This window comes from Sorangium sp. So ce375 (assembly GCF_051473855.1).
Classification (GTDB): domain Bacteria; phylum Myxococcota_A; class Polyangia; order Polyangiales; family Polyangiaceae; genus Sorangium.
The window spans coordinates 5,985,341-5,998,176 of the sequence record NZ_CP150335.1; the positions used below are offsets into that span (position 1 = coordinate 5,985,341).

At 71.5% G+C, this 12,836-nt stretch carries 11 protein-coding genes; 2 read left to right on the plus strand and 9 right to left on the minus strand.

Going from position 1 to position 12,836, the window contains the following annotated elements; translation table 11 throughout:
• Positions 1-9 precede the first annotated feature (9 nt).
• The 4 genes from hutI to WME90_RS22120 all read right to left on the minus strand — a co-directional run bounded on the left by hutI (position 10) and on the right by WME90_RS22120 (position 4,682).
• On the minus strand, positions 10-1,293 hold the full coding sequence (hutI, locus tag WME90_RS22105) for an imidazolonepropionase (RefSeq protein ID WP_437283152.1): 1,284 nt from the start codon (positions 1,291-1,293) through the stop codon (positions 10-12).
• Positions 1,290-2,396: a beta-N-acetylhexosaminidase gene (nagZ, locus tag WME90_RS22110; protein ID WP_437283153.1), complete on the minus strand. Its 1,107-nt coding sequence runs from the start codon at positions 2,394-2,396 to the stop codon at positions 1,290-1,292. Before nagZ ends, hutI begins: the two co-directional genes overlap by 4 nt.
• A 237-nt stretch (positions 2,397-2,633) precedes the next feature.
• A complete protein-coding gene (locus WME90_RS22115; RefSeq protein WP_437283154.1) occupies positions 2,634-3,647 on the minus strand; it encodes a zinc-dependent alcohol dehydrogenase family protein in 1,014 nt (337 codons plus the stop codon).
• Between the two features lie 51 nt (positions 3,648-3,698).
• On the minus strand, positions 3,699-4,682 hold the full coding sequence (locus tag WME90_RS22120) for a DMT family transporter (RefSeq protein WP_437283155.1): 984 nt from the start codon (positions 4,680-4,682) through the stop codon (positions 3,699-3,701).
• Between the two features lie 146 nt (positions 4,683-4,828).
• On the opposite strand from WME90_RS22120, the gene WME90_RS22125 reads away from it, so the two are divergent.
• Positions 4,829-5,899 (plus strand): CAP domain-containing protein, encoded by a 1,071-nt coding sequence (locus tag WME90_RS22125; RefSeq protein ID WP_437283156.1) that lies wholly within the window; start codon positions 4,829-4,831, stop codon positions 5,897-5,899.
• On the plus strand, positions 5,896-7,080 hold the full coding sequence (locus tag WME90_RS22130) for a GspE/PulE family protein (RefSeq protein ID WP_437283157.1): 1,185 nt from the start codon (positions 5,896-5,898) through the stop codon (positions 7,078-7,080). The genes WME90_RS22125 and WME90_RS22130 overlap by 4 nt, the downstream gene beginning before the upstream one ends.
• A gap of 176 nt (positions 7,081-7,256) precedes the next feature.
• On the opposite strand, the gene WME90_RS22135 is transcribed toward WME90_RS22130, so the two are convergent.
• From WME90_RS22135 to WME90_RS22155, 5 genes are all read right to left on the minus strand, one after another.
• Positions 7,257-8,648, minus strand: a complete 1,392-nt coding sequence (locus WME90_RS22135) for a GH1 family beta-glucosidase (RefSeq protein ID WP_437283158.1) — start codon at positions 8,646-8,648, stop codon at positions 7,257-7,259.
• Between the two features lie 181 nt (positions 8,649-8,829).
• Positions 8,830-9,888, minus strand: coding sequence for an ABC transporter ATP-binding protein (locus WME90_RS22140; RefSeq protein ID WP_437283159.1), 1,059 nt, complete (start codon positions 9,886-9,888; stop codon positions 8,830-8,832).
• Between the two features lie 2 nt (positions 9,889-9,890).
• Positions 9,891-10,850 (minus strand): ABC transporter ATP-binding protein, encoded by a 960-nt coding sequence (locus tag WME90_RS22145; RefSeq protein ID WP_437283160.1) that lies wholly within the window; start codon positions 10,848-10,850, stop codon positions 9,891-9,893.
• Positions 10,840-11,796 carry an ABC transporter permease gene (locus WME90_RS22150; RefSeq protein WP_437283161.1) on the minus strand — a complete coding sequence of 319 codons (957 nt, stop codon included), beginning with the start codon at positions 11,794-11,796 and terminating at the stop codon, positions 10,840-10,842. Before WME90_RS22150 ends, WME90_RS22145 begins: the two co-directional genes overlap by 11 nt.
• Positions 11,797-11,817: 21 nt before the next feature.
• A complete protein-coding gene (locus tag WME90_RS22155; protein ID WP_437283162.1) occupies positions 11,818-12,795 on the minus strand; it encodes an ABC transporter permease in 978 nt (325 codons plus the stop codon).
• Between the last annotated feature and the right edge of the window lie 41 nt (positions 12,796-12,836).

Sequence of the window (12,836 nt, forward strand, 5' to 3'; positions counted from 1 at the left end):
GCGGCTGCCTCAGCGCGCCGCCGCGATGACCTCGCCGTCGCGCAGCACGGCCCGCGCGCGGGGCGCGCCCCAGGGCTGCACGATCGCGTTCTCGTGGGGCAGGTCCCACACGGCGAGATCCGCGCGCAGCCCCGGACGGACGGCGCCGCACACGCCGCCGAGGCCGAGCGCGGCCGCCGCCTCGCGCGTCGCGCCCAGGATCGCCTCCGCGACCGTGAGCCCGTAGAGCCGCACCGCGAGCGCGAGCGCGAGCGGCAGGCTCTCGGTCGGCGCCGTGCCGGGGTTCGCGTCGCTGCCCACGATCAGCGGGACGCCGGCGGCCCGGAGCGCGGCGACGGGCGGCGGCTCCTGCCGCAGGGTGAAGCTCGCCACCGGCAGGAGCGCGGCGGCGACGCCTGCCCGGGCGAGCGCCGCGATGCCCTCCGGCGCGACGTGCTCGAGGTGATCGGCCGACGCGGCGCCGAGCTCGGCCGCGAGCACGGCGCCGCCGACTTCCGCGAACTGCCCGACGTGCACGCGCACGCCGAGCCCCAGCGCGCGCGCCCGCTCGAGCACGGGCCGCGCCTCGTCCGCCGAGAACGCGCCCCGGTCGATGTACGCGTCGACGTAGCGCGCGAGGCCGGCCGCCGCGATCGCGGGCAGCCAGGAGCGCGCGACGGCCCCGGCGTACGCCGCGCGGTCGCCGCCCGCCTCCGGGGGCAGCGCGTGCAGCGCGAGGTACGTCGGCACCACGCGGGGCAGGCGCGCGTCCCTCCCCGCCTCGGCGACCGCCTCGAGCTGCTTGCGCTCCGTCGCCTCGTCGAGGCCGTAGCCGCTCTTCGCCTCCACGGTGGTCACGCCGAGCGCGGCCATCCGGCGGAGGCGGGCGCGGAGCGTGTCCGCGAGCTCGCCGGCCGCCGCGGCGCGCACCGCGCGCATGCTCGCGACGATGCCGCCCCCGGCCGCCGCGATCGCCTCGTAGTCGCCGCCGGCCATGCGGATCGCGTACTCGGCGTCCCGCGAGCCGATCCAGGGCGCGTGCGTGTGGCAGTCGACGAGCCCGGGCGTGACGACCCCGGCGGCCTCGATCGCGATCGGCACGCCGGCCTCGGGCCGCAGGATCTCGTGCCGCGGGCCGACCGCGTCGATCGCGCCGCCTCGCACCACGATCGCGGCGTCCTCGATCACGCCGAGGGGATCGCCGGCCGAGGCGCGGGACGCGTCGCAGGTGACCAGCCGGCGCGCGGTGATGGCGAACGGGCGCTCGGGGTGCTGCGCGGCCTCCGCACACGCGGCGCCCGGCGGCGCGGTCACGTCGCCGCCCCCGCGGCCCGCGCCCGCCCGATGTCCTCGAGCACCGCCCGGGACGCGGGCCCGGCGACGATCTCCGCGAGCGCCGCCGGCGAGGAGACCGGCCGCGGCGGGCACCGCCGGCGCACGCCCAGGCAGCGCGCGGCCGCCTCGGCGCAGCGGTCGCGGAAGCGCGGCTCGCGCTCGGCCTTGCGCACGAGCGCCTCGTGGACGCGATCCTGCAGGTCCTCGCTGTGGCAGACGAGGAGCGCGTCGCAGCCCGCCCAGACGGCCGCGGCGGCGGCCTCCTCGACGGCGTAGTTCGCGGCGATCGCGGCCATCTCGAGATCGTCCGAGAAGAGCACCCCCTCGAAGCCGATCTCGCCGCGCAGGAGGTCGGTGCAGATGGCGCGCGAGAGCGTCGCCGGGACGCCGGGATCGAGCGCCTCGACGACGATGTGCGCCGTCATGAGCGAGGCGACGCCGGCGCCGCACGCCGCGCGGAACGGCGGCAGCTCGATCTCGTCGAGGCGGCCGCGCCCGTGCGCGATGCTCGGGAGCGCGAGGTGGCTGTCGAGCGCCGTGTCGCCGTGCCCGGGGAAGTGCTTGCCGCAGGCGAGCACGCCCTCCTCCTGGAGCCCCTCCAGGAACGCGACGGCGCCCCGCGCGACCGCGCCGGGATCGCGGCCGAACGCGCGGTCGCCGATGATCGGGTTCGCCGGGTTCGAGTCGACGTCGAGCACCGGAGCGAAGTTCAGGTTGATGCCGACGGCCCGGAGCTCGGACGCGACGGCGCGCGCCGCGCGGCGCAGCAGCGGGAGGTCCCCCAGCTCGCCGAGCGAGCGCATCGAGGGCAGCGTCAGGAACGGCGCGGGCAAGCGGGTCACGCGGCCCCCCTCCTGATCGATGCCGAGGAAGGGAGGCCGATCGGGTCCGCCCGCCGCGGCGAGCGCCTGGCAGAGCCGCGCCGTGGCGGCCACGTCAGGGACGTTGCGCCGGAACAGGATCGCGCCGCCCCGCCGCCCCTCGGCGAGCGCCTTCAGGTACCGGGCCGGCGGCTCCGCGCCGTCGAAGCCGCCCACGATGAGCTGACCACACAGGACCTCGAGCTCCAGATCGAGCCGCATCGTCCACCACCTCTCGCGCGGCGCAGGCGAGCGGCCGGCCGCGGAATCCGTTCGTAGACGACTCGTAAACGACTTGGGCTGACGAGGCCACTTCCGGGTACTGATCGAATTTGAACAGGGAGGCAGGGAGAAAAGACCTAGGAAATCTCCCTGCCTCCCCGCCTCGCTGTGATCTTTCTCGGGCAAGGCTGACCAGCAACCGCGCCGGAGGGACGCGGCCTGCCGCGGTCGGCTCCCTCAGAACCGGATCGCGATCTTCCCGAAGTGCGCGCCGCTCGCCATGGACTCGATCGCCTGGCGCAGCTCGGCGACGGGGACCACGCGGTCGACGACAGGCCGGAGCCCGCTCGCCGCGATCGCGCGGTTCATGTCCTCGAACATCGCCCGCGACCCCACGAAGATGCCCTGCGCGGTGATCTGCTTCATCAGGATGGGGAACAGGCTGACGTCCCCGGGCGCGCCGCCCGTGAGCACGCCGATGACGCTCACCCGCCCGCCGAACCGGACCGCGCGGAGCGAACGGGCGAACGTGCCCGCGCCGCCGACCTCGATCACGTGATCCACCCCCACGCCGCCGGTGAGCGAGAGCGCGGCGGCGTCCCAGTCGGGGTTCGTGCGGTAGTTGATGGTCTCCGACGCGCCGAGCGACCTCGCGCGCTCGAGCTTCTCGTCGCTGCTCGAGGTGACGATGACGCGGGCGCCCGCGAGCCGGGCGAACTGCAGCGCGAAGATCGAGACGCCGCCCGTGCCCTGCACGAGGACCGTATCGCCCGCCTTGACGTGGCTCGCCACGAAGAGCGCGTTCCAGGCGGTCACCGCGGCGCACGGCAGCGACGCGGCCTCCTCGTCCGTGAGGTGCTGCGGGACCGCGACGACCCCCTGCTCATCGAGGAGCACCCGCTCCGCGGCCACGCCGGCCAGCTCCCCGCCGAGCGCCCTCCTCGCCTTGTCCGCGGAGAGGTCCCCGTCGATCCAGCTCTGGTTGAAGATCGGGCTCACACGATCGCCCACCTTCACCCGCGTCACCCCGTCCCCCACGGCGACGACGTCGCCGACCCCGTCGGAGAGCGGGATGAGCGGCAGCGGGAACTTCGGGTTGTAGAGCCCCTTCGCCACGAGCAGGTCGCGGAAGTTGAGCGACGCCGCCCTCATCTGGAGGACGATCTGCCCGGGCCCTGGCTCCGGATCCGGAAGATCGATCGGGCGGAGCGCGTCGAGACCGAACGAACCCTGGAGAGCGAACGCTTTCATTCAGATCCTCCTTGAGCGGAGCTCCGCTATCTCACGCGAGGTGGATCCCGGTCAACGCGCCGGCCGCCGCGCGTCGCGCAGCGCCTGGGCAGCGAGCCACAGGCCGGCCGCCATGACCAGCGCCGCCCCGAGCAGCTGGTCCGCCGACGGGCTCTCGCCGAGCCAGGCGGCCGCGAGCACGTGCGACAGGACGACCCCGACGTAGCCGATCGCGCCGATGCGCGCCGCGCTGTCGAGCGCATAGGCGCGCGTCATCGCGAGCTGCGCAAGGCCGCCGGCGAGCCCCGTCCCGATCAGCAGGAGGGCGCCGAGGGCGTCGGGTGTCCGCCAGACCGGGATCGACAGCACGACCATCGCGGCGCTCGCCACGAGCGAGAAGTGCAGCGCGATCGCCTCGGGACTCGCGCGCTCCCCGCCGGCGCCGATCCTGCGCAGCCAGATCATGGCGAACGCCGAGAAGACGGCGCCGAGCGTGGCGACGAGCGCGATCTCGCCCGCGATCGCGAGCCTCGGCGCGGCGACCAGCCCGACGCCCGCGAAGGCGAGCAGGGTCGCGAGCCAGAGGCGCGGGCTCGACCGCTCGCCGAGCAGCCGCGGCGCGAGGATCGCGACGAAGATCGGGCTCGTCGCGCCGAGCGTGACCGCGTCGCCGAGCGCGATCTGCGGCGTGCCGAGCGTGTAGAAGCCGCAGAGCATCGCCCCGGTGCCGCAGAGCGAGCGCGCCCACGCGAGGCGCCGGTCGCCCCGGCCCACGGAGAGCGGCGCCCCGCGGACGAGCGCGACGCAGAGCGCGGTGGCCGCGCCCACCAGCGTGCGCGACGCCGCCACCTCGGGCCACGGCGCGTGCTCCGAGGAGAGCCGCGCGAGGACGTTCATCGCGGCGAAGAGCGCCTGGGCCAGGATCATCCACAGGACGCCCGCGGTCGGGTTCGCCCCGCGCCCGTCGCGCTCCGCGGCGAGGACGATCGCGGAGGCCCCGGGCGGGTGCGCGGCGACCGCGCCCTGCGACGATGACGACGTGCTCACGTAGCGCATCGCTTACCACCTCGACCGCGCCGCCGTACACGCCGCCGTGCGCCCCAGGGCGGCGGCGCTCGCGGGTGCGTGTGCGAGAGCGAAGCGCTACGGTCGCAACGATGCGCGCGATCATCGGAGTCACAAGGAGAAGCAGGACAGGAGCGATGGAGGGTCAGCGAGAGCGCCGGTCCGGCGCGCTCTGGCTCGGGCTCGTCGCCGCGAGCGCGCTCGCGCTCGGGTGCGGCGCGAGCGCCGCGAAAGAGCCGGCGGAAGGGCCCTCCGGCGCCAAGGCCAGAGAGGGTGCGACGGAGGAGGGCGCGCGCCCCTCGGAGCGTGAGGCCACCGGCGCGGTCGCCGACGTCGAACCCCAGGGCACCCAGGCCCCGCCCGCGCCGGGCCAGCGGATGACCCGCGCGGAGGCGGGGCGGTACGTGCTCGCCCTCGTGAATCGCGATCGCGCGGCGCACAAGCTGCCGCCCGTGCGGTGGGACGAGACCGCGGCGCGCGCGGGGCGGCGGCACGCCGAGGACATGGTCCGCATCGGCTTCACCGGCCACTGGGGGAGCGACGGCTCGGTCCCGGAGGAGCGCTACACGGCCGCGGGCGGCGACGGGTTCCCGATGGAGAACGCCGGCTGCTTCGCCGACGCGATCCCCCGCGAGCTCGATCCGGATCCGCGCTTCACGGCGGAGAGCCTCGAGCGCGTCCACCAGGCCTTCATGAACGAGAAGCCCCCGGCCGACGGGCACCGGCGCAACGTGCTCACAGCGTCGCACACGTCGCTCGGCGTCGGGCTGGCCAAGGCCAAGGGGTTCGACATCGCCTGCCTGGCGCAGGAGTTCGTCGACGACTACGGGACGTACCAGCCGCTGCCCAGGCAGGCGAAGATCGGCGAGGTGATCCGGGTGGGCGGCGAGATCGCGGCGCCGGCGAAGATCGCGGGCGTCGGGATCTCGCGGGTCGAGCCGGGGAAGCCGATCAAGCCGGAGAAGCTGCTCAAGATGGGCGGATACCCGATCCCGCCCCCCTACGCGACGTTCTTCCCGAAGGGCTTCAAGACGCCTATTCCTCTGCAGGTGACCGGCAATCGATTCGACATCCAGGTCCCGCTGGACGACCGCGGGCGGCCAGGGCGCTACGGCGTCAGCGTCTGGGCGACGTTCCCCCCCTCCGACGAGCTCAAGATGGTCTCGCTCCGCACGATCGACGTCGTCGGCAAGGGAGGCGCGCGATGAGCAACAGCCGCCCCCCCACGCAGTCCGAGGAGCTCGACGCGGTCAAGGTGCTCGATCACCTGGTCCGCCGCGCGGTCTCGATGGGCGCGAGCGACATCCACGTCGAGCCGAAGCGCGACGGCATCCGCGTGCGCTACCGCGTCGACGGCGTGATGGTGGCGCAAGGGCAGATCCCGATCGAGATCGCGCCGTCGCTCACCTCGCGCGTGAAGGTGCTCGCGCGGATGGACATGACCGAGCGGCGCCTGCCGCAGGACGGCCAGTTCAGCCTGGAGCTGCACGGCCACCCGCTCATCCACCTGCGCGCCTCCACGTTCCCCGCGATCCACGGCGAGACGCTCGTGCTGCGCGTGCTGCTGAGCCACCAGCTGATCGCGCTCGACAAGCTCGGGCTCAGCGAGGGGGATCTGCCGCGGCTCGAGCGGCTCGCCGACCGGCCTTCGGGGCTGATCGTCGTGTGCGGGCCGACCGGGTCCGGCAAGACGTCGACGCTTTACTCGCTGATCAAGGTGATGAAGACGAGCGAGCTGAGCATCGTCACGCTGGAGGATCCGATCGAGGTCGAGTTCGCCGACATCACGCAGGGGCAGACAAACCCGAGGCAGGGCTTCACGTTCGCGACGGGCCTGCGCGCGATCCTGCGGCAGGACCCGGACGTCATCATGGTCGGGGAGATGCGCGATCCCGAGACGGCGCAGATCGCGCTGCAGGCGAGCCTCACGGGGCACCTCGTGCTGTCGACGCTGCACACCTCCGACGCGGTGGACACGGTCGCGCGCCTCGTGGACCTCGGCGCCGAGTCGTGGATCGTGGCGAACGCGCTGCTCGCCGTGATCGCGCAGCGGCTCGTGCGGCGCCTCTGCGAGGAGTGCGCGGAGACGTACGAGCTCGATGCCGCCGTGACGGGCGAAGAGGACAAGGTCCTCATCGAGAAGGGCGCCGAGCTGAAGCGCGGCGTCGGGTGCCAGACGTGTCACATGACGGGCTACCGGGGGCGCATGGGGCTGTTCGAGATGCTGGAGCTCGACGACGACCTGCGGGATCTCGTGAAGGCGCGGGCGGGAAAGCGCGCGTACCGCGACGCCGCGCGCAGGGTGGGGCTCGTGCCGCTCCGCGAGGCCGGGCTCGCCAAGGTGAAGGAGGGGGTCACCTCCCTGGACGAGGTGCTCCGCGTGACGTGACGACGCCATCGCGGCGCGCATCTTCGTGCGCGACTGGCTCATCCGCAGAGTGAAGCTCGCTGCGGCGTACTCTCGTACGCCTCACTCGCCTGCCCAGCGGCTGAGCCCGTATCACACGGACATGCTCCCCGCTGTCGGGGCCGCTGTGCGCCGCGCGATCCGCGGCGCGTCGCCGGTCAGGTCGCCTGCGAGGAGCCGTCGTCGACCGCGTTGGCCGCGATGACGCCCTTGTACCAGAGCGCGCTGTCCTTCGGGGTGCGCCGCTGGGTCTCGTAGTCCACCCAGACGATGCCGAACCGCTGGGAGTAGCCGCGATCCCACTCGTAGTTGTCCATCAGCGACCACACGAAGTACCCCGCGAGCGGCGCCCCGGCGTCCATCGCGCGCCGCGCGGCGACGAAGTGATCGCGCAGGAACTGGAGCCGCTGCGTGTCCGCGACGCGGCCGTCCTTGTCGGGCCCGGCCGAGTAGGCCGCGCCGTTCTCCGTCACGTAGAGCTTCGGCACGCCGTACTCCACGTGCAGCCGGAGCAGCAGCCGCCGCAGCCCTTCCGGGTACACCTCCCAGTTCATCTCCGTCTGCTCGGAGAGCGGCGCGACGTGCACCGTCCTCGGCAGGTTCTGCTCCTCGGGCACCTTGCTGCTCCGCAGCACCGCGCGCGAGTAGTAGTTGAGGCCGAGGAAGTCGCACTGCGTGGCGATGATCTCGAGATCGCCCGGCTTGCACACCGTCAGCCCCTCCGGCGGGAGGTGGCCCAGGGCGATGTAGTCCTCGATCATGTCCGCGGGGTAACGCCGGCCGTACAGCGGATCGAGGAACCAGCGGTTGAAATACCCGTCGTAGTGGCGGCAGGCGTCGTAGTCGGCGGCGCTCGGCGACGCGGGCATCGCGTAGTTCATGTTCAGCGTGATGCCCACCTCGGCGCCGGGGCAGTTCTTGCGCACGACGGGCACCGCGAGGCCGTGGGAGAGCAGGAGGTGATGGCTCACCGCCAGGGCCTTCTTGAAATCGCGCCCGCCCGGCGCGTGGATCCCCTTCTCGTAGCTGAGGAACGCCGTGCACCACGGCTCGTTGTGCGTGATCCACTTCTTCACGCGATCGCCGAGCTTCCGCGAGATGACGTCGGCGAACTCCACGAACGCATCCGCCGTCGAGCGATGCTGCCAGCCGCCGACCTCGTCCTGGAGCACCTGCGGCAGGTCCCAGTGGAAGAGCGTCGCGTACGGCTCGATCCCGGCCTCGAGGAGGCCGTCGACGAGCCGGCTGTAGAAGTCGAGCCCCTTCTGGTTCACCGCGCCCCGGCCGTTCGGGAGGATGCGCGGCCACGCTATCGAGAACCTGTAGGCCATCATGCCCAGGCTCTTCATCAGCGCGATGTCCTCGGGCCACCGGTGGTAGTGGTCGCACGCGACGTCGCCGTTGGTCCCGTCGACGATCTGACCGGGCGTCTTCGCGAAGCGATCCCAGATGGACTCGCTGCGGCCGTCCTCGTTCGTAGCCCCCTCGATCTGATAGGAGGACGTCGCGGTCCCCCAGACGAAATTGTCGGGAAATCTCAGAGACGGCATGTCGCTTTGTCGTTCTCCTTAGAGCGGTTTTCAGCTGAGCCTGGTACGAACGTCGCAGAGCGGCGGTCACCCGCACAGGAGACGGGTCCAGATCGGCGTTTTCGGCGCGGAAGCGCACTCCGGTGCGCTGAGCACCGAAAACGTCGAGATGGGCCCGTATCCGAAGCGGGTGACCACCGCTCTAGAGAGGGCCGGCCTCGGCGGAGGCGGGCACCGTGCGATCGTAGAGCGCGGAGGGCGCGATGACGGAGCCGGGCGCGTAGAGGTGGCAGCGGACCCAGTGCCCCGAACCGACGTCGACGGCCCCAGGCATCTGCTCCCGGCACGTGTTCATCACGCTCGGGCAGCGGTCCGCGAAGGGGCAGCCCGGCGGCGGGTTGATGAGCTTCGGCGCCCCGGACCGGGCGGGGAGCTCACCGCGGATCGAGCCGTTGGGATCCGGAACCGCCGAGAGCAGGAGCCTCGTGTACGGGTGCGCCGGCTGCTGCATCAGCTCCTCGCTCGGCGCGCCCTCCACGATGTGGCCGGCGTACATCACCATCGTGCGATCCGCGACGTAGCGCGCGCTCGCGATGTCGTGCGTGATGTAGAGGTACGAGATGCCGCGCTCCTCCTTGAGCTTCTCCATCAGGTTCAGGACGCCCATGCGGATCGAGACGTCGAGCATCGAGATCGGCTCGTCCGCGAGGATCACGCTGGGATCCACGGCGAGGGCGCGGGCGATCGCCACGCGCTGCCGCTGGCCGCCCGACAGCTGGTACGGGTACTTGAGCGCGACCTCCGCAGGAGGGTTCAGATCGACCGTCTTGAGGAGCGCGTGCACCTTCTCCCGGAGGATCGCCGGGGTGGGCGCCTTGTTGTGGAGCAGGAGCGGCCGCTCGAGGTGGTAGCCGATGGTGTGCACCGGGTTGAGCGAGCCGAACGGGTCCTGGAAGATCATCTGCACTTGCCCGCGGTAAGCGAGCGAGGCGCGGGTGGGCTCCTCCTTCAGCACGTCGCGACCCTTGAACAGGATCTGCCCGCTGCTCGGGGGCATCAGCCGCGCGAGGAGGCGCGCGATCGTGCTCTTGCCGCTGCCCGACTCGCCGACCAGCGCGATGACCTCACGCTCTGCCAGCGCGAAAGATGCGTCGTGCAGCGCGCGGAGCTGCTGCGATCGCAGCCCGCCGCCGACAGGGAAGTACTTCCCCAGGCGCACCACGTCGAGGACAGGCGAGACAGAAGGTTGCGTCATCGTCATCGTCAGTAGAGGTGGCAGGCGCCGCGGTGCTCGGGCGCGATTTCACGAAGGACGGGCAGCTCGTTCTGGCAGGTCGCGAAGGCCTGCGGACACCGGGGATGGAAGCGGCAGCCGGCCGGCGGGTTGCGCATGTCGGGCGGCGACCCCGGGATGCCCTGCAGCTTGCGGCGCGGACCCCGGACCGAGGGAAACGACCCGAGGAGCCCCTGCGTGTACGGGTGCTTCGGATCGCTGAAGAGGTCCTTGGCGCGGGCGGTCTCCGCGAGCTTGCCCGCGTAGAGGATCGCGATGCGCGTGGAGAACTCGGCGATGAGCGAGAGGTCGTGCGTGATGAAGAGGATCGAGAAGCCGAGGCGCTCCTTGAGCTCGGCGATCTGCTGCAGGATCTCCCGCTGCACGACCACGTCGAGCGCCGTCGTGGGCTCATCCATGATGAGGAACGGCGGCTTGAGCGCCATCGCGATGGCGATCACCACGCGCTGGCGCATGCCGCCCGACAGCTGGTGCGGGTAGCTGGTCAGGCGCGACGAGTCGATGTTCACGAGCTTGAGCAGCGAGGCCGCGCGCTCCATCGCCTGAGCCGGCGTCACGCCGTCGTGGGCGATGATGGGATCCGCGATCTGCTCGCCGATCGTCAGCACCGGGTTGAGCGCGGTCATCGCGCTCTGGAACACCAGCGCCATCTTCCGCCAGCGGAAGGCGCGCAGCTGCTCCTCGTTCATCGCCAGGACGTCCTGCCCGGCGAAGTACACGTGCCCGCCCGTGATGACCGCCGGCGGGCGGAGCAGCCGCATGATGGCCATCGCCACCGTCGACTTGCCGCTCCCCGACTCGCCCGCGAGGCCGAGCACCTCGCCCGGCGCGATGTCGAAGGAGACGTTGTCGACCGCACACACCGGACCCGTCGGGGTGATGAACTCGACCCGGAGATCCTGAACCGAGAGAAGCGGACTAGGCGCCATGAGTCCTCACCACCGGCGTAGACGAACCCGCCGTGACCTTGCGGCTCCTGAGCAGACGTGACCAGGCTCCCTCCGCGCGGAGCCGCGGATTCGAGATCTCGTCGATCGCGTAATTGATGAGCGTGAGCGCGAACCCGACCAGCGCGACGCACACGCCCGTGGGCACGATGGTCCACCACGCGCCCGTGAGGAGCGCGGCGTTGTTGCTCGCCCAGTAGAGGTTCGTGCCCCAGGTGACGGCGCTCAGGTCGCCGAGGCCGAGGAACTCGAGGCCGACCTGGGCGCCGATCGCGTAGATCGTCGCGCCGATGAAGCCGGACATGAGGAGCGACGTCATGTTCGGCAGGATCTCGAGGAAGATGATGCGCGCGCTGCCTTCGCCGCTCACGAGGGCCGCGGACACGAAGTCCTTGTCGCGCAGCGCGAGCACCTGCGAGCGGAGGACGCGCGCGTTCCACGCCCAGCCCGTGAGGATGAGGACGAGCAGGATCGTCAGCGGCCCGGCAGGCAGGTAGGCCGCGATGACCACGGCCATCGGCAGGCCGGGGATGATCAGGAACACGTTCGTGAGCAGCGAGAGCACGCTGTCGATCCAGCCGCCGAAGTAGCCCCCGGCCATGCCGATCACCGCGCCGATCGCCATCACGGCGAAGCCCGTGGCGAAGCCGACGGCCAGCGAGGTCCGCGCCCCGACGATCGTCTGCGCGAGCACGTCCTGCCCCTGGCCCGTCGTGCCGAACAGGTGCTCGGCCGAGGGCGCCTCGTGCGGCATCCCCACGAACGCGTGCGGGTCTTGGCCCACGATCGAGGGACCGAGCAGCGAGAGGAGCAGGAAGAAGAGCACGATGAGCGTGCCCACCATCGCCTTGCGATTCGAGAGGAGCAGGCGGAGCCATCCCGCCGCACGGGAGCCGCCGCCCCCGCTGTTGCTTTGTTGCGCAGCCATCGCTTCTCCTGGACCCAGCCGTCAGCGCCCGCGGGCGCGGGGATCAAGAAACACGTAGATCACGTCGACCAGGAAGTTCGCCCCCAGCACGGCGAACGTGATGGTGAGGAAGATCCCCTGCATGAGCGGATAATCCTGGTTTCGAACAGCCTGGATGAGCAGATAGCCTTGCCCCGGATACGAGAAGACGATCTCGGTGAGCAGCGAGCCGGCGAGGACGAAGCCGAGCGCCATGCCGAAGCCGGTGACGTTGGGCAGGAGCGCGTTCCTGGCGGCGTAGGTGAACATGACCCGCCACTGCGAGAGCCCCTTGGCCTGCGCCATCGTGATGTACTCCTCGGAGAGCACGGTGACCATCGCGCTGCGCATGCCGAGCATCCAGCCGCCGATGGTGGCGACGACGATCGACAGGGCGGGCAGGAACATGTGCGAGATCACGCTCCCGATGAACTCCAGGCTCCACTCGGGCGAGAGCGTGTCGCTGTAGGCGTGGCGCAGCGGGAAGGCCCCGAGCACGAACCCGAGGAGGTAGAGCGACATCATCGCGAGCCAGAAGTAGGGGAACGCGCCGAGGAACATCAGGACCGGCGGCATCACCGAGTCGAGCCAGCCGCCCCGCTTCCACGTCGCGACGATCCCGAGCACCGTCCCGAGACCGAAGCTGAGGAACACCGCGGCGCCCGACAGGAGCAGCGTCCAGCCGAGCCCCGTCGCGATGACCTCCGTCACCTTCGCGGGGAAGTGCGCGACCGATGTGCCGAAATCGCCGACAAGGATGTGGCTCAGGTAGGTGAAGTACTGCTTGTAGAGCGGCTCACCCGTGAACCCGAACGCCTTCCGCAGCGCATCCATGGCCTCCGGCTGCAGCTGCCCCCGGAAGCGCACGAACATGGCCGAGGCTGGATCGCCCGGCATGGCGCGCGGAATGAGGAAGTTGAGGGTGAGCGAGGCCCACGCCGCGATGAAGTACAAGCCCAGCTGTCGCAGAAGGTAACGCACAGAAGCTCTCTCTTTTAACCTGCTCTCCGGATCAGGTCACG

What these genes read in the sequence shown, in the direction of transcription:
- nagZ (WP_437283153.1), bottom strand. Translation starts at nt 2,396, where the DNA reads ATGCGGCTCGATCTGGAGCTCGAGGTCCTGTGTGGTCAGCTCATCGTG.
- WME90_RS22115 (WP_437283154.1), bottom strand. Translation starts at nt 3,647, where the DNA reads ATGAAAGCGTTCGCTCTCCAGGGTTCGTTCGGTCTCGACGCGCTCCGC.
- WME90_RS22120 (WP_437283155.1), bottom strand. Translation starts at nt 4,682, where the DNA reads ATGCGCTACGTGAGCACGTCGTCATCGTCGCAGGGCGCGGTCGCCGCG.
- WME90_RS22125 (WP_437283156.1), top strand. Translation starts at nt 4,829, where the DNA reads ATGGAGGGTCAGCGAGAGCGCCGGTCCGGCGCGCTCTGGCTCGGGCTC.
- WME90_RS22130 (WP_437283157.1), top strand. Translation starts at nt 5,896, where the DNA reads ATGAGCAACAGCCGCCCCCCCACGCAGTCCGAGGAGCTCGACGCGGTC.
- WME90_RS22135 (WP_437283158.1), bottom strand. Translation starts at nt 8,648, where the DNA reads ATGCCGTCTCTGAGATTTCCCGACAATTTCGTCTGGGGGACCGCGACG.
- WME90_RS22140 (WP_437283159.1), bottom strand. Translation starts at nt 9,888, where the DNA reads ATGACGATGACGCAACCTTCTGTCTCGCCTGTCCTCGACGTGGTGCGC.
- WME90_RS22145 (WP_437283160.1), bottom strand. Translation starts at nt 10,850, where the DNA reads ATGGCGCCTAGTCCGCTTCTCTCGGTTCAGGATCTCCGGGTCGAGTTC.
- WME90_RS22150 (WP_437283161.1), bottom strand. Translation starts at nt 11,796, where the DNA reads ATGGCTGCGCAACAAAGCAACAGCGGGGGCGGCGGCTCCCGTGCGGCG.